Annotated in this window: 14 protein-coding genes; 10 read left to right on the top strand and 4 right to left on the bottom strand. The window is 66.3% G+C overall.

The genetic code is table 11. The features are described from left to right. Positions 1-124 precede the first annotated feature (124 nt). A complete protein-coding gene (gene glnA / locus VGT00_01230) occupies positions 125-1,549 on the top strand; it encodes a type I glutamate--ammonia ligase (protein ID HEV8530021.1) in 1,425 nt (474 codons plus the stop codon). Positions 1,550-1,673: 124 nt separating this feature from the next. Here the strand turns inward: glnA and VGT00_01225 are convergent, their stop codons facing one another. From VGT00_01225 to VGT00_01210, 4 genes are read right to left on the bottom strand one after another with little or no spacing between them, the layout of a single operon-like run. After that, positions 1,674-4,766: a CusA/CzcA family heavy metal efflux RND transporter gene (locus VGT00_01225; protein ID HEV8530020.1), complete on the bottom strand. Its 3,093-nt coding sequence runs from the start codon at positions 4,764-4,766 to the stop codon at positions 1,674-1,676. Continuing rightward, positions 4,763-5,878 carry an efflux RND transporter periplasmic adaptor subunit gene (locus tag VGT00_01220; GenBank protein ID HEV8530019.1) on the bottom strand — a complete coding sequence of 372 codons (1,116 nt, stop codon included), beginning with the start codon at positions 5,876-5,878 and terminating at the stop codon, positions 4,763-4,765. The genes VGT00_01225 and VGT00_01220 overlap by 4 nt, the downstream gene beginning before the upstream one ends. A gap of 1 nt (position 5,879) precedes the next feature. After that, complete coding sequence (locus VGT00_01215) at positions 5,880-7,121, bottom strand: TolC family protein (protein HEV8530018.1); 1,242 nt, start codon at positions 7,119-7,121, stop codon at positions 5,880-5,882. A gap of 52 nt (positions 7,122-7,173) precedes the next feature. Further along, the gene (locus VGT00_01210; protein HEV8530017.1) at positions 7,174-7,551 is read right to left on the bottom strand and encodes a hypothetical protein; all 378 of its coding nucleotides are present in this window, start codon (positions 7,549-7,551) and stop codon (positions 7,174-7,176) included. A 170-nt stretch (positions 7,552-7,721) separates the two neighbouring features. Here VGT00_01210 and VGT00_01205 point away from each other — a divergent pair, with 170 nt between their 5' ends. The 9 genes from VGT00_01205 (at position 7,722) to ureC (ending at position 16,714) form a co-directional block, all read left to right on the top strand. Continuing rightward, positions 7,722-8,357, top strand: a complete 636-nt coding sequence (locus tag VGT00_01205) for an ANTAR domain-containing protein (protein ID HEV8530016.1) — start codon at positions 7,722-7,724, stop codon at positions 8,355-8,357. 246 nt (positions 8,358-8,603) lie between these two features. Further along, the gene (urtA, locus tag VGT00_01200) at positions 8,604-9,902 is read left to right on the top strand and encodes an urea ABC transporter substrate-binding protein (GenBank protein ID HEV8530015.1); all 1,299 of its coding nucleotides are present in this window, start codon (positions 8,604-8,606) and stop codon (positions 9,900-9,902) included. An 8-nt stretch (positions 9,903-9,910) separates the two neighbouring features. Then, the gene (urtB, locus tag VGT00_01195) at positions 9,911-11,599 is read left to right on the top strand and encodes an urea ABC transporter permease subunit UrtB (GenBank protein HEV8530014.1); all 1,689 of its coding nucleotides are present in this window, start codon (positions 9,911-9,913) and stop codon (positions 11,597-11,599) included. Continuing rightward, complete coding sequence (urtC, locus tag VGT00_01190) at positions 11,586-12,719, top strand: urea ABC transporter permease subunit UrtC (GenBank protein ID HEV8530013.1); 1,134 nt, start codon at positions 11,586-11,588, stop codon at positions 12,717-12,719. The genes urtB and urtC overlap by 14 nt, the downstream gene beginning before the upstream one ends. A 10-nt stretch (positions 12,720-12,729) precedes the next feature. Continuing rightward, positions 12,730-13,509, top strand: a complete 780-nt coding sequence (gene urtD / locus VGT00_01185; protein HEV8530012.1) for an urea ABC transporter ATP-binding protein UrtD — start codon at positions 12,730-12,732, stop codon at positions 13,507-13,509. Further along, positions 13,502-14,212 (top strand): urea ABC transporter ATP-binding subunit UrtE, encoded by a 711-nt coding sequence (gene urtE, locus VGT00_01180; protein ID HEV8530011.1) that lies wholly within the window; start codon positions 13,502-13,504, stop codon positions 14,210-14,212. The genes urtD and urtE overlap by 8 nt, the downstream gene beginning before the upstream one ends. A gap of 19 nt (positions 14,213-14,231) precedes the next feature. After that, positions 14,232-14,534, top strand: a complete 303-nt coding sequence (locus VGT00_01175) for an urease subunit gamma (protein ID HEV8530010.1) — start codon at positions 14,232-14,234, stop codon at positions 14,532-14,534. 94 nt (positions 14,535-14,628) lie between these two features. Further along, positions 14,629-14,994 (top strand): urease subunit beta, encoded by a 366-nt coding sequence (ureB, locus tag VGT00_01170; GenBank protein ID HEV8530009.1) that lies wholly within the window; start codon positions 14,629-14,631, stop codon positions 14,992-14,994. Between the two features lie 4 nt (positions 14,995-14,998). Next, the gene (ureC, locus tag VGT00_01165; GenBank protein ID HEV8530008.1) at positions 14,999-16,714 is read left to right on the top strand and encodes an urease subunit alpha; all 1,716 of its coding nucleotides are present in this window, start codon (positions 14,999-15,001) and stop codon (positions 16,712-16,714) included. Positions 16,715-16,722 lie beyond the last annotated feature (8 nt).

The following is a 16,722-nucleotide window of genomic DNA, read 5'->3' as shown; positions in this document are numbered from 1 at the left end:
CACTAGGAAGGTCGTGGTCTTGACGGGCTGAAGACAACCGCATAGGGTATCCGGGCCGGCGGGGCACCGACGCTTCGCCGGCCCGGCATTTTGCTCCCACGTCACGGCAAAGGAGGCAGAGCGCATGACCCCGAAGGACGTGTTGAAAATGGCCAAGGAGAAGGGCGTCAAGATCATCGATCTGCGCTTCATCGATCTCCCCGGCCTCTGGCAGCACTTCTCGATCCCGGTCTCCGAGCTGAACGAGGGCATCTTCGCAGACGGCCTGGGCTTCGACGGCTCGTCGATCCGCGGCTTTCAGACCATCGACGAGTCGGACATGCTGCTCATGCCCGATGCCTCGACGGCGCAGATGGACCCGTTCACCGCGGTGCCCACCATGGTCCTCATCTGCAATGTCAAGGACCCGATCACGGGGAAGGCGTACACGCGCGATCCCCGCTACGTTGCCCAGAAGGCCGAGGCCTACGTGAAGAAGTCGGGCGTCGGAGACACGATCTACATCGGACCCGAGCTCGAGTTCTTCTTCTTCGACTCCATTCGCTTCGACCAGACGTACAACTGCGGCTACTACTTCATCGACTCCGAGGCCGGCGCCTGGAACACGGGCCTCGAGGGCACGCCGGACCGGCCGAACCTCGGCTACAAGCCGCGCTACAAGCAGGGCTATTTCCCCGTGCCGCCCATGGACAAGTTCCAGGACATTCGCTCCGATATGGTGCTCGCCCTCGAATCGGTCGGCGTCCGGATCGAGGTGCATCACCACGAGGTGGCCACGGGCGGGCAGACCGAGATCGACATGCGCTACGACACGCTGACCAAGATGGCCGACAAGGTCTGCTGGTACAAGTACTGCGCCAAGAACACGGCCAAGAAATGGGGCAAGACGGCCACCTTCATGCCCAAGCCGCTCTTTCAGGACAATGGTTCGGGCATGCACACCCACCAGTCGATCTGGAAGAACGGCAAGAACCTTTTCTACGAGCGGGGTGGGTACGCCGACATCTCGAAGACGTGCCTCTACTACATCGGCGGCATCCTCAAGCACGCCCCCGCCCTCCTCGCCTTCATCGCCCCCAGCACGAATAGCTACAAGCGGCTGGTGCCGGGCTACGAGGCCCCCATCAACCTGGTGTACAGCCAGCGGAACCGGTCGGCGGCCATTCGCATTCCCATGTACTCGAAGGCGGAGGGAGCCAAGCGCATCGAGTTCCGGACGCCGGACCCGACCTGCAATCCGTACCTCTCGTTTGCGGCATGCGTGATGGCCGGTCTGGACGGCGTGGCCAACAAGATCGATCCCGGCAAGCCCGTGGACAAGGATCTCTACGAGCTGCCGCCCGCCGAGCAGAAGAAGATCAAGCAGCTTCCGGGGGCGCTGGACATCGTGCTGGACAATCTCGAGAAGAACCACGACTTCCTGCTCAAGGGCGACGTCTTCACGCCGGATCTCATCGAGACGTGGATCGACTACAAGCGGAAGAACGAGGTGGATCCCGTCCGCCTGCGGCCGCATCCGTACGAGTTCGCGCTGTACTACGACATCTAGACTCTCATCGGTCTCGCGGCGGCCGGCGTGCTCGGGCCGGCCGCCGTCCTTTCTCGTGCGGCGGCCGAATCCCGGGGGTCTCGTCGCCGTCCTAGACGCTCGACACCTTCTCGATCAGGCTGACCTACGTGTTCTTCTCGCCGGGCGGCCGGGCCGCGCCGTCGCGATTCTCGTCCCGGGCGGCGAACAGAGCATAGACGGCAGGTAGTACGAGCAAGGTCAGGGCCGTCGAGGAGATGAGTCCGCCGATCACCACACGCGCGAGTGGCTTCTGGATCTCGGCCCCGATACCCTGGCTGAGAGCGGCGGGCAGAAAGCCGATGATGGCCACGATGGCCGAGACCATGATGGGCCTGAAGCGGATCTCGCAGCCCCGGACGATGGCCTCGCGCAGGGGGAGGCCGTCGGCGTAGGCATGGCGGATGGAGGAGACGAGGACGGTGCCGTTCAGCACACTGACGCCGAACACGGCGATGTAGCCGACGGCGGCCGAGATATTGAAGTTGCTCTGCCAGAAGAAGAGAGCCAGGGTGCCGCCGATCAACGCGAAGGGAAGGTTGAGCATGATCAGGAGTGCGTCGCCCGTCGAGTTGAACGCGCCGAAGAGCAGGACGAAGATGATGAAGATGACGAGAGGCACGATGACGTAGAGGCGGCCGAGGGCGCGCTGCTGATCCTCGAAGCGGCCGCTCCATACCATCCGGTAACCCGGCGGCAGGGTCACGGCCGCCTCCACCTTCTGCATGGCTTCGGCCACGAGACCGCCCATGTCGCGCTCCCGCACGCTCCACTTGATGGACAGGCGCCGGACATTGTTCTCGCGGAAGATCTCCGCGAGCCCGTCGGTCCGGAGGAACTCGGCGAGCTGGCTCAAGGGAATGCGCTCCCCGCTCGGGGCGCTGACCGCCACCTGGCGAAGCCGCGCTCCGGGCTCGCCGGCCTGACCCAGCTTGACGACCAGGTTGAAGCGCCGCTCCTCCTCGAAGATCTCGGTGACGGCGCGGCCCTTGCTGGTTGCCTCGATGGTGTCCTGGATGTCCTGGACATTGATGCCGTGCCGGGCGGCGGCGGCGCGGTCGATGACCACCTGAAGCTGGGGTTGTCCGGTGCAGTGGTCATAGTCGAGATCCGCGACGCCACGGATGTCCTTGAGAACGGCGGCGATCTGCTTGGCCACTCCGTCCATCACGAAGATGTCGGGGCCGTAGAGCTTGATGGCGAGCTCACCCTTCACCCCCGCCAGAGCCTCGTCGACGTTGTCCTTGATGGGCTGGGAGAAGTTCGTGCTGACGCCAGGTATGTTCGCCAGCGCCGCGGTCATCGCCGTCACCAGACGCTCCTTGTCCGGATTTGGCCACTCCTCGCGAGGCTTGAGGCCGACGTAGAACTCCGCGTTGTCGGGGGCCTCGGGATCGGTGCCGTCGTCCGGAGCGCCGAGCTGTGAGACGACGACCCGCACTTCCGGGAATCGGAGGAGCCGCTCGCGGATCTCCCGCACGTACGGCCGCACGCCTTCGATCGACACTCCCACGGGGAACTGGACACGCAGCCAGAGGTCGCCCTCATCGAGCTCGGGGAGGAATTCCTTTCCGAGGAGCGTGAACGTCGACAGAGAAACCGCGAGGAGGAGCGCGGCGCCCAGGATGGGCACGAGGGGCCGGCGCACGCACCAGCGAATGGCGGGCAGGTAGGGCCGCCGCAGGACGGCCAGGAGCGGGCTCTCGCGATCCGAGGGGGGGAGCTTGAAGAGGTAACTGCACAGCACGGGAATCAGGGTCAGGGTGAGGATGAGAGCGCCGATGACCGCGAGCGAGATGGTGATGGCCATGGGGCGGAAGAGCTTGCCCTCGATGCGCTGGAAGGTGAGGATCGGCACGTACACCGTCATGATGATGAGTACGGCGAAGGTGAGGGGGCGCGCCACTTCCACCGCCGCGTGCTGGACCTCGCGGACCACTCGGCGGCCGTCCGGCTTCTGCTCGGCGAGATGGCGGAGGATGTTCTCCGTCATGATCACCGCGCCGTCGACGATGATGCCGAAGTCGATGGCGCCCAGGGAGAGCAGGTTCGCGGGGATGCCACGCAGATCCATGAAGATGAAGGCGAAGAGCAGGGAAAGGGGAATGGTGACGGCGACGATGAGGGCGGCCCGAATGTTGTAGAGGAAGAGGGAGAGGAGGACGACGACGAGGGCCGCACCCTCGATGAGGTTGCGCATGACCGTCCGCACCGTGGTCCGCACGAGCCGATCGCGGCTGTAGTAGTCCCGCAGCTCGACGCCGGCGGGGAGCGTCTTCTTGAGCGTTTCGATCTTCCGGGCCACCCCCTGGATCACGGCATCCGGGTTCTCCCCCTTGCGCATGAGCACGATGCCCTGGACCAGATCGTCGTCGTGATCGCGGCCCAGGACACCCAGCCGGATCGCGATGCCCACGCCGACCGTCCCGATGTCGCGGACCCGCACCGGGGTGCCCTTCTGGGCGCTGACCACGATGTTCTCGATGTCGGCGATGGACCGCAGGAGACCGAGTCCACGTACGGTCACGCGGTACTCGCCCTGGGCGATGTAGCCGCCTCCGGAGTTGGAGTTGGAGCTGGCCGCCGCGTCCAGCACCTGTTTGAGGGTGAGGTTGTAGGCGCGGAGACGCGCGGGATCCACGATGATCTCGTACTGCTTGGTCCCCCCGCCCCAGGAGACGACGTCGGCCACGCCCGGAACCTGACGGAACTCGCGCTCCAGCACCCAGTCCTGGAGGGCTTTGAGCTCGACCAGTGACATGGTCTTGGACTCGAGGGTGTAGCGATACACCTCGCCGATGACGCTCGACATCGGACCGAGACCCGGCTTGGCGTCGGCGGGGAGCTGGGCCTGAGCAATCCGCTCCTGGGCCTGCTGCCGGGCCCAGTAGTCGTCCGTTCCGTCGGCGAAGACGACGCGGATATTCGACAGGCCGAAGAGCGTGTCCGAGCGGATGACGGTCACGCGAGCGATCCCGTTGAGCTCGTTCTCGAGCGGAATGGTGATGAGTCGCTCGACTTCTTCGGCAGCGTGTCCCGGCCACAGCGTGATGATTTCCGCGCGGACGTCGCCCACATCGGGATAGGCCTCGATGGGAAGTCCGTGAAAGGACGTCACGCCCATGACGGTCAAGAGAAGGGCCAGCGACAGGACGATGAAGCGCTGGCGGAGGGCGAAGGCGACGAGGCGTTCGATCATTGCGCGTCGCGCTTGAGGAGGACACCCCCGGTGCTGACCACGCGATCCTCGGGCGTCACCCCCTCGAGGACTTCGACCACGCCGTCGAACTCGGCGCCCGTCTTGACGGCTCGCCGCGCGTATTCACCCTGTCCCTTCTCGAGCAGCACGAAGGTCTGCCCGTCTTGGCGCTGGATGGCACTCTGGGGCAGGGTCAGAATCTGCGAGGCACCCGTTTCGATGGCGGCCTTGACGAACATCTCGGCCTTGAGGCTGCCGCGGGCACTCGGGACCACGGCCCTGATCTTGAGCGTCCGACTTTCCTTGTCGATGGCGGCGCCGATATTGGTGACCTTGCCTTCGTAGCTTTCCCGGGGACAGCAGGGGAGGGTGATGCGAACGGTCTGCCCCAGCCGCACCCTGGGCACATCGGGCTCGTAGACATCGGCGAGTATCCACATCGTGGAGAGATTGGCGATGACGAAGAGACTCACGGGCGTGTCGGACTGCCCATAGGCCACCACTTGCCCGGGACTGATATTCCGCTCCACGACGATCCCGCCGCGGGGGGCCGTCACCGTGATGGCGGTGGAGGCGTCCGCCCGGGCCCCGATATCCCTGAGCTGCTCGGGCTTCACCCCGAGGGCCCGGAGGCGAGAGGCCGCGCGGTCTCGCTCGGCCACGGCCTTGTTGTACTCGTTCTCCGCGTCGCGCAGGTCCTTCTCCGCGGTGGCCTTCATCTCGAAGAGCTCGCGGGCGAGCTTGATGGCCTTCTCGGACCGCTGGAGATCGGAAACGGCCTTGGCATAGTCGCTCTTGGCCTGGCCGAGATCCGGGCTGTCGAGGATGAAGAGGCGGTGGCCGAGCTCGACGGCTTCGCCCGGGCGGGCGAGCACCTCCAGTACGCGCCCGGTCACGGGCGCGTTGACGCGCACGAGCTGCTCCTCGTTGAACTGGACCTTGCCCGTCGTCTCGAGGAGGGCGGTGCGCATGCGATGCTCGGGCATGACGATCTTGACGGGGCTCCCCGCGGTGGCCGCCGGAGATGGAGCGGAGCCGGGCGGGGCGGACTTGGCGTCCTTGCATCCAGCGGCCAAGGTGGTGACGAGGAGGATGACGAGGGCGATCCGCATTCTAGTCCCTCAAAGAGCCGCCCACGGCGGCTTCGAGCAGGTGGATGGCCGTCCGGTAGTTGCCCAGCGCACGTACGTACTCCAGGGCGGTTTCCCGATACGTGCGCTGGGCATCGATATAGTCGAGCAGGTTCACGCCTCCTCGCCGGTAGGCGAACTCCACGGTGTCGCGCGCCTGGGTCGCCTTCGGCAAGTAGGTATCGCGCAGGGCCAGCACCTTGCCCCGCTCGGTCTGGACGGCGGCGAGAGCGGTATCCACCTCCGAGAGGGCCTGCACGGCGACGGCATCCCGCACGGCGTCGACCCGCAGGGCGTCCGCCCGGGTGCGGGCGATCTCGCCCTGATTGCGATCGAAAATCCGGACAGGCAGGCCGACTCCGAAGCCGATCGTGTTGTCGGGGCCGATGCGCTGGTACTCGACCTGAGGGGTGATGTCCCACCACGCATTGGCCTTGGCCAGATTGATGTCCGCCCTGGCCTTGTCGCGAGCCGCCTCGGCCGCCCGGACGTCCGGCCGGGCGTCGAGGGCCCGCCGGTAGAGCTCGGACTGGGTGAAAGATGCTTGGCGATAGTCGAGAGCGCCCGTGACGTCGAAGTCTTCGACGACCTTGTCGGGCCCCACCAGGGCGCGGAGCGCGATCTTGCCTGCTTTCAGCGCCTGTCGGGCGTCGGCGGCATCCCGCTCCAGGCTGTACCGCTGGACCTGGATCCTGAGCAGCTCGAGGCCGGAAAGGTCCCCCTTGTCGGCCCGAAGGCGCTGGACCTTTTCGAGGTCGTCGAGGGCCGCCAGGTTTTGCTCGGCCAGGCTTACCGAGTCCCGGGCCACCAGGATGTCCGTGAAGGTTTTCTTGACCTGGAAGTCGATCTGCCTTCTGAGATCGGCGAGCTGGTGGGAGGTGACCTTCGTCTGAGCGGTGGCGCTGTCGACACGGCGCTGACGCTTGCCGCCGAGCTCGATGGGCTGACCAATGTTGATGGTGTACTGCGTCTGGGATGCGGAGGAGCCGCCCGCGAATTGCTCGGCGAGGAAGTTCGCGGTCGGATTCGGCCTAAGCCCGGCCGTGATCTCGTTGGCCCCGACGGCCTTGAGCTCGAATTCCTTGGCGCGCACGTTCGGATTGGTCTCGCTGGCCAGCCGTAGCGCCTGCTCGAGCGTGAGCGCGGCCAGGCGCTCCTGAGCGCGGACTCCTCCCGCGGCGCCGAGAAGCGCGAGACAGCACACGGCGGTGACAATCCTGACCATAAGCGTTTCCCTCGGTTCGACCTTGGGCGGTGAGGAGGATGGGGGGCGGCGGTCAGGCGGACGGAGCGGGATCAGCGAGCGAAGCTCGAGGCAGGGCCAAGCGTGGACGACGGCGGCGGGGGCCGGGCTGGACCGTCACCGGCGCGGGCATTCTGTGCGGCCGGAGGCCGCTGCCCTCGAGCACGAAGACGAGGATCGAGAAGAGCATCCAGAGCAGCGCCGGGCCGGAGAGCAACGCGCGCTTGATCTCGTGGGCGGGCTCGGCGAGCTTGATCGGCGTGGTCGTCGATGTCGGCGGCGTCGGGAAGTCGGAGCCGTCGATGTCGAGGACCTCGAAGAGGATGAACGAGCAGACGAGCCCGATGCAGATCACGTACGTGGCCAGCCAGAGGGTGGCCATGAGCTTGGCGGGCAGGCGGTGCCTGTTCACGGCCAGAGCATCCCACCGGCTCCCTGGCGAAGTCAATATGAAGTCAATATCAAGAAGACCGGGCCCTGGAACTGCTCATCCGGTGAGCGTTCGGCCGTAATATGCGCGACGGCTGAGCACGTCTGGCTTACGCGGAGCAGCACAATCGCGCGATTTTTCAGGCGTGCACCGTGGCATCCTCCTTGCTGCCTCAGGTCGCCATGAAGACGACTACGCGCTGGAGAGTCCTGATCGTGGATGATCATGCTCCCTCCCGGGCGGCCGTGGCCGAGGCCATCGGCGCCCAGGGGGGCACCGTGGTCGGCAATGGCAGTCGCGTCGAGGACGCCGTGCGCCTCGTCGACAAGCATCGCCCCGACGTCTTGCTGCTCGCTGTCGGCCTGCCCGACGGCGATGGCGTGGAAGCGGCCCGTCGCGTGATGGCGGCCTTGCCGTGTCCGATCGTGCTGCTCACGAGCCACACGAATCCCGATATCACCGCGGGCGCCGTCGAGGCGGGCGTGCTCGGTTTCCTGGTCAAGCCGCTGAGGCCGGAGGAGCTGGCGCCCGCGCTTGACGTCGCCGTCTCGCGCTTCCGTGAGCTGGAAGCGGTACGCAAGGAGAACGAGGCCCTCAAGCAAAAGCTCGAGTCGCGCAAGCTGGTGGACAGGGCCAAAGGCATCCTGATGACACGCATGGGACTGACCGAGCCCGAGGCCTTTCGACGAATCCAGAAGACGGCCATGGATACCCGCAAGACCATGGCCGAGGTCGCTCAGGCTCTCCTCTTGGCCAATACGATGGGGCCGCTCCGCACCACGCGATAGATCTGCCGAATTCTGAGGCATCAAAGGGCCGCTGCCTACCAACTAGGCAGCGGCCCTTTAAGTTTTCTCATTCGGCACCACGCAACTAGCTGAAAAGGCTGAGTCTGTATACGGGCATGGGGCTTGCTCCCCCGAGGGCGGCGCGCCGAGACAGCGGGGTCTGAGGCCGAGCGCCGGTTCTGCCCCCAGATCACTGGCCCGACGGAGGGCCCACCACTCTCACCCCGAAGTCAGAAGGAGACGGGCATGCAAGGATTCTCACGCAGGGACTTTCTGAAGGGGACAGCGGCGGCCGGCGTCGGCGCGGCGGCGGGGCTCGGCTTTCCCGCCGTGCTGCGTGCGCAGGGCGGCGGGACTGTCAAGGTAGGCGTGCTCCACTCGCTCTCGGGCACCATGGCCATCAGCGAGGTCTCACTCCGCGACGTGTGCATGATGGCGTTCGACGAGATCAACGCCAAGGGCGGAGTGATGGGGAAGAAGATCGAGCCGGTGGTGGTCGACCCCGCGTCGAACTGGGACCTCTTCGCGGAGAAGGCCAAGCAGCTCCTGCTCCAGGACAAGGTGGCCGTGGTCTTCGGCTGCTGGACGTCCGTGAGCCGCAAGTCCGTGCTGCCCGTGTTCGAGAACAACAACGGCCTGCTCTTCTATCCCGTGCAGTACGAGGGCGAGGAGTGCTCGAAGAACGTCTTCTACACGGGCGCCACGCCCAACCAGCAGCTCATCCCCGCCGCCGAGTACATGATGTCCAAGGAAGGCGGCGGCTACAAGAAGTTCTACCTGCTGGGCACCGACTACGTGTTCCCGCGCACGGCCAACAAGATCCTGCGCGCGTTCCTGCTCGCCAAGGGCGTGCCCGCGGACAATATCGCCGAGGAGTACACGCCGTTCAATCACCAGGACTATCAGACCATCGTGGGCAAGATCAAGCGCTTCGCCTCCGGGGGCAGCGCCGCCGTGCTCTCGACCATCAACGGCGACAGCAACGTCCCCTTCTACAAGGAGTTCGCCAACCAGGGTCTCCGCTCGGAGAACGCGCCCATCATGGCCTTTTCCGTGGCCGAGGACGAGCTGCGCGGCATGGACACCTCCGCCCTCGTCGGCCATCTCGCCGCCTGGAACTATTACCAGGTGGTGGACACGCCGCAGAACAAGAAGTTCGTCCAGGCCTTCAAGGCCTACGCCAAGAAGAACAACCTGCCCGGCGGTGACAAGCGCGTCACCGACGACCCGATGGAAGCCGCCTACTTCGGCGTCTACGTCTGGAAGCAGGCCGCGGAGAAGGCCAAGTCGTTCGAGGTGGACGCGGTCCGCAAGGCCGTCTACGGCCAGACGTTCCTGGCCCCGGGCGGCCAGATCAAGATGGACGAGGCCAACCACCACACCTACAAGCCGGTGCTCATCGGCGAGATCCTCAAGGACGGGCAGTTCAAGGTCGTCTCGCGCTCGAAGGGTCTGGTCAGGGCCGAGCCGTGGAGCAAGTACACGAGCCCGGACAAGGGCTGCGACTGGGTCAAGGAAAAGGGCACGTACCAGAAGAAGGCCTAGCCACGCACGTGATCATTCGCCTGCTGTTGGCGCTCGCGCTGCTGCCGGGGCTCACCGCCCCGGCAGCAGCGCAGGGCGCTGCCTCAGGGCCGCCGCCCGAAACCGTCAAGGCCATCGCCGAGGTCGCCTCGAGCGACGCCGCGGTCCAGGAGGCGGCGGCCGTCGCGCTCGGCAAGACGGGCGACCGCAAGATCCTCCCGCTCCTCGAGGCCCTCCGCGAAGGCAGCGTCTATGTCCGCCCGCTTCCCGGAGGCAAGAAAGAGACGGTGATCGTCGGCGACAAGGTCAATGAAGGCGACAAGACTCTTGTCCCGATCTTCTCCGCCTATGGCCGCGAGCCTATGCTCGCGCCGGATGGCAAACCGCTCCTCGTCGAGCTGACCACGCTCGAGGAGGTCTCCACCGGCCGGAGTCTCCGCATGGCCATCCGGCCCCTCATCGACGCATTCTCCGGGCAATCGCAGCTCGCGGACCCTGACTGGACGGTGCGGCAGGGTGCCGCGGTCAAGATGGGCAATGCGGGTGACCCGGGGGCGCTGCCCGCCCTCGCGGAAGCTCTGGCCAAGGAGAAGGACCGCTGGGTTCGCTACGCCCTCCAGGAGGCCATCGCCCTCGTCCAGCTCAAGTCAGGGTCCGAGGTCGAGCGCACGAGGGCCGCGGCCACCCTCGGCACGCTGGGCAGCCAGGACGCCATCGACCGCCTTCGGGACGTGGCCAAGGACACGGCCGCGTCCGATCAGCTCCGCGGGGCGGCGGACGATGCCGTCAAGCGCATCGAGCGCTGGGCCCTCTTGACCCAGACCATGCAGATCCTCTTCCAGGGCCTGTCCCTCTCCTCCATCCTGCTCCTCATGGCCCTCGGGCTGGCCATCGTGTTCGGGCTCATGGGCGTCATCAACATGGCCCACGGCGAGCTCATGGCCCTGGGCGCCTACACGACCTACGTAACCCAGACCTGGTTCCAGGACCATGCCGCGGGATCCCTCGAGTACTACTTCCTCGTCTCGCTGCCCTTGTCATTCCTCGTGGCGGGCGTGGCCGGCTTCGCGCTGGAGCGCGGCGTCATCCGCTTCCTCTACGGGCGACCGCTCGAGACGCTTCTCTTGACCTGGGGCGTGAGCTTGATGATCCAGCAGGGGCTCCGGCTCTGGTTCGGCGCGGCGAACGTGGACGTGCTCTCGCCCAAGTGGCTTTCCGGCGGCATTCCGGTCATGATTGGCGTCGTGCTGCCCTACAACCGTCTCTTCATCATCGGGCTGGCCACCGCGGCCGTCGCCGCCATGTACTTCTTGCTCTTCCGTACCGACGCCGGACTGCGCGTCCGCGCGGTGACGCAGAATCGGGACATGGCCGCCTGTCTCGGGGTTCGCTCGCGACGCGTGGACGCCCTGACCTTCGCCCTGGGCGCCGGCCTGGCCGGGCTGGCGGGCTGCGCGCTGACCCAGATCGGCAACGTGGGGCCGGAGCTGGGTCAGAACTACATCGTGGATTCGTTCATGGTCGTGGTCACGGGCGGCGTGGGCAAGCTGCTCGGCACCATCCTGGCCGCCGTGGGGATCGGCGGCCTCAACAAGATCATCGAGCCGGGCCTCGGCGCCGTCTTCGGCAAGGTGGCCATCCTGGTCCTCGTGATCCTGTTCATCCAGCGGCGCCCCTCCGGGCTCTTCGCGGCGAAGGGACGCTATGCGGACTCGTGAGCGCTGGGCCTTTCTCGCCGTGGCCGCCCTCCTCGTCGTGGTGCTGCCCGTCCTGAACGCGCTCCCCGCGGGCTCACCGCTCCGCGTCTCGGATTTCACCCTCAATCTCTTCGGCAAATTTCTGACCTATGCCATCCTCGCTCTCGGCATCGACCTCATCTGGGGCTACGCGGGCGTCCTCTCTCTCGGCCATGGCGTCTTCTTCGGCCTGGGCGCCTATGCCATGGGCATGCACCTCATGCTCGAGATCGGGGCCAAAGGCGTCTACCAGAACGTGCTCCCGGACTTCATGGTGTGGAACCGGGTGACGGAGCTTCCCCTCTTCTGGAAACCGTTCTACAGCGCGTGGTTCACGCTTCTCGCCGTGGTTCTCGTGCCCGGGCTCTTCGCCGCCGTGTTCGGGTTCCTCACCTTTCGAAGCCGCATCCGCGGCGTGTATTTTTCCATCATCACTCAGGCCCTTGCTCTCTGCGCCTGGCTCACCTTCAACCGCAATGCCATGAACCTCGGAGGAACCAACGGGCTCAGCGGCTTCAAGACGATGTTCGGCTTCCCTCTCAATTCGCCGGGCACCCAGCGCGGTCTCTACATCGTCACCGCGCTCTTTCTCTGCGCGGCCTATCTGCTCTGCCGGTGGATCGTGCGCTCCCCCGCCGGGAAGGTGCTGGTGGCCATCCGCGACAGCGAGACGCGCGTGCTCTTCTGCGGCTACTCGCCGGCCGCCTTCAAGATGTTCGTGTTCACGGTCTCGGCGGTGCTGGCCGGGTTGGCGGGGGCGCTCTACGTCGGGCAGGTCGGCATCATCACGCCCGCCCGCATCGGCGTCCTCCCCTCCATCGAGATGATCATCTGGGTCGCTGTGGGCGGGCGGGGGACTCTCATCGGGCCCGTGGTGGGGGCCTTCGGCGTCAACTGGCTCCAGAGCCTGTTGACCACGCACTACCCGGATCTCTGGATCCTCGTGCTGGGCGGGATGTTCGTGACCGTCGTCCTCTTCTTCCCGGACGGCGTGGTCGGCACCGCGCAAAAGCTGATGGCGCGCTTCGATCGCGTCAAGTCCCCCGAGCATGTGCCGGCGGCCAGCGAGCCGGCCAAGACGGTGGAGCTGACCCCCCGATGAGGCCGCGACCATGACCATGAATGCCTCGCCAGGCGGCTCCATCATCTACCTCGAGGATGTCACCGTCGAGTACGACGGTTTCAAGGCCCTCAATGGGCTCAACTTCTTCATGGACTACAAGGAGCTGCGGGTCGTCATCGGGCCGAACGGGGCAGGCAAGACCACGCTGCTCGACGTCATCTCGGGCAAGGTCCAGCCCACGGCGGGTCGCGTGATCTTCGGCCACAGCACCGACCTCGCGGGCCGGCGCGAGAACGAGATCGCCTCGCTCGGCGTGGGGCGCAAGTTCCAGACGCCGTCCATCTTCGCCAACCTGACGGTGCGGGAGAACCTCGAGCTCGCGCTGGCCCGGGCCAGCAAGGGCGTGCTGGCGACGTTGCGATCGAGGCTGACGGGGGAGCAACAGGAGCGCGTGAGTCTCACGCTCGAGACGATTGGCCTCGCGGCCGAGGCCGATGTGCGGGCGGGGGGGCTGTCCCACGGACAGAAGCAATGGCTCGAGATCGGCATGGTCATGGTCCAGGACGCCGAGCTGCTTCTCGTCGACGAGCCCGTGGCCGGCATGACCGAGGAGGAGACCGAGAAGACCGGCCGCCTCCTCCAGGGAGTGGCCGCGGAGCGCGCGGTGCTGGTGATCGAGCACGACATGGAGTTCGTGCGCAGCATCGCGCGCAAGGTGACCGTGCTCCACGAGGGCAGCATCCTCTGCGAAGGGCCCGTGGAGCAGGTGCAGAAGGACGACAGGGTGATGGAGGTCTATCTCGGCCGGAGCCGCGAAGCCGATGCTTGAGATTCAGGGCCTCGACGTCGCGTATGGCGAGAGCCAGGTGCTCTGGGACGTCTCGCTCCAGGTGCCGGACGCCGGCGTCGTCTGTCTCATGGGACGCAACGGCGTGGGCAAGACCACCCTGCTCAAATCGATCATGGGGCTCCTGCCCACGCGGGCGGGCCGCATCACGTTCGACGGCGCCGAACTGGGCGGCTTGCGCCCCGAAGAGCGCGCGGCCCGCGGCATCGGCTATGTCCCCCAGGGGCGCGAGATCTTCCCCAATCTGAGCGTGGCGGAGAACCTCCGGGTCGGCCTCCTCGGCCGCCCCTCGTCCGTGGACAGTGCTCGAGGCGCGCCCGGGGACTACGAGGGCGTTTTCGGTCTTTTCCCCCGGCTCAAGCAGCTCCTGTCCCGCAAGGGCGGCGTGCTCTCGGGCGGTGAGCAGCAGCAGCTGGCCATCGCGCGCGTGCTCCTGGCGCGCCCCAAGCTCCTCCTCATGGACGAACCGACCGAAGGCATACAGCCCAATGTCATCCTCCAGATCGAGGATGCCATCGGGCGCATCAAGGAGCGGGGCATCGCCGTCCTCCTCGTCGAGCAATATCTCGAGTTCGCCTGGCGGCTCGCCAACTCCTACGCCATCATGCGCAAGGGCGCCATCGTCTCGAGGGGCTCGACGGCGGAGCTGCGCCATGACGTGGTGAGACAGCACTTGACCGTCTGAAGTAGAATCACCCCCGGCCATGCACCTGACCCCCCGAGAGCAGGACAAGCTGCTGATCTTCACCGCGGCGGAAGTCGCCCGCCGGCGGCGGGGGCGGGGGCTCAAGCTGAACTATCCAGAGGCCCTGGCCCTGATCACCGCCGAGGTCCTGGAGGGCATCCGCGATGGCCGGAGCGTCTCAGACCTCATGGCCTTCGGCATCACCATTCTCAATCGCGGCGATGTCATGGACGGCGTGCCCGAGATGCTCGAGGAGGTGCAGGTCGAGGGCACTTTCCCCGACGGCACCAAGCTCGTGACCATACATCACCCAATCCGATGAGTGGACACGGGCCTCGTTCATCGATTTATCAGCGGGGGCCCAGAGATGGCCCCCGCACTCCCCCAGACGGCGGTCAACCGAGGGAGGCTGCGAAGTGATTCCGGGCGAATACATCCTGGGCGAGGGCGATATCGTCGCGAATGAAGGGCGCCGGACCGTCCAGCTGACGGTAGCCAATACGGCCGACCGGCCCATTCAGGTTGGTTCACACTTCCACTTCTTCGAGGCCAATCGCGCGCTCAGATTCGAACGAGGCAAGGCGTGGGGCATGAGGCTCAATATTCCCGCGGGCACCGCGGTGCGCTTCGAGCCCGGCGACGAGAAGATCGTGACTCTCGTCGAGCTGGCGGGGGCGCGAGAGGTCCATGGCTTGAACGCGCTCGCCGACGGCAAGGTGGATGACGCGCGGCGGGAAGCGGCGGTGAAGAAGGCCGCGCAAGCCGGATTCCAGGGAGCGTGATGACATGAGCCTGAGGCTGCCGCGCCGCCAGTATGCCGATCTCTACGGCCCCACGGTCGGCGACCGGGTCCGGCTGGCCGATACCGAGATCCTCATCGAGGTCGAGCGCGACTTCACCGTCTACGGCGACGAGGTCAAGTTCGGAGGCGGCAAGGTGATCCGCGACGGTATGGGACAGTCCGCCCGCGCCACCGCCGCCGAGGGCGTCCTCGACCTCGTGATCACCAATGCCCTCGTGCTCGATCACTGGGGCATCGTCAAGGCCGATATCGGCGTGCGCGGCGGCCGTATCGTGGGCGTGGGCAAGGCCGGGAATCCCGACATCCAGGCGGGTGTTACCGCGGGCATGATCGTGGGGGCCTCCACCGAGGTCATCGCGGGGGAGGGACGCATCGTCACGGCCGGCGGCATCGATTCACATATCCACTTCATCTGCCCGCAGCTCGTCGACGAGGCCCTCTCGGCGGGACTGACCACGCTCATCGGCGGGGGCACCGGCCCCGCCACCGGCACCAATGCCACGACCTGCTCGGCGGGCGCGTGGAACATCCACCGCATGCTCGAGGCCTCGGATGGTCTGCCCATCAATCTGGGTTTTCTGGGGAAAGGCAACGCTTCCCGACTGGATCCCTTGCGCGAGCAGGTGGCCGCCGGCGCCATCGGCCTCAAGCTCCACGAGGACTGGGGGACGACCCCGGCGGCCATCGACGCCTGCCTGTCCGTCGCCGAGGAGATGGACGTGCAGGTCGCCATCCACACGGACACTCTCAACGAGGCGGGCTTCGTCGAGGACTCGATCAAGGCGTTCAAGAACCGGACCATCCACACCTATCACACCGAGGGCGCGGGCGGCGGCCATGCCCCCGACATCATTCGCGTCTGCGGCGAGCCGAACTGCCTGCCCTCCTCCACGAATCCCACCATGCCGTTCACCGTCAACACCATGGACGAGCATCTCGACATGCTCATGGTCTGCCATCACCTGAACCCGAAGATTCCCGAGGACCTGGCCTTTGCCGAGTCGCGCATCCGTGCCGAGACGATCGCGGCGGAGGACGTGCTCCACGACCTGGGCGCCATCAGCATGCTCTCGTCGGACTCCCAAGCCATGGGCCGCATCGCGGAAGTCATCACGCGCACCTGGCAGACGGCGGACAAGATGAAGCGCCAGCGCGGCGCTCTCCCGGGCGACGGGCGGAACGACAATGCGCGCGCCAAGCGGTACGTGGCCAAGTACACGATCAATCCCGCCATCTCCCACGGGATCTCGCACGAGGTCGGCTCGATCGAGGCGGGCAAGCTCGCCGATCTCGTGATCTGGAAGCCCGCCTTTTTCGGGGTGAAGCCGGAGCTCGTGCTGAAGAGCGGCCTCATCGTCACTGCGGCCATGGGCGACCCCAATGCCTCCATCCCCACTCCCCAGCCCGTCCGCTACCGGCCCATGTTCGCCTCCTACGGCGGGGCGGTGTACTCCACGTCGATGACCTTCGTGTCGAAGGCCGCGCTCGAGGACGGGGTGCCCACGCGCCTCGGCCTGCGCAAGATGATCTCCGCGGCGAGGGGCTGCCGCGGGCTGAGCAAGGCCGACATGGTCAACAATGCCTATTGCCCGCGCATCGAGGTGGATCCGGAGACCTACGAGGTGCGCGCCGACGGCGAGCTCCTGACCTGTGAGCCCGCGCGGGTGCTGCCCATGGCCCAGCGCTATTACCTCTTCTAGCATGGACC

It is taken from the genome of Candidatus Methylomirabilota bacterium, from assembly GCA_036002485.1.
GTDB lineage: Bacteria > Methylomirabilota > Methylomirabilia > Rokubacteriales > CSP1-6 > AR37.
This window is presented reverse-complemented; position numbering and strand designations above follow the sequence as displayed.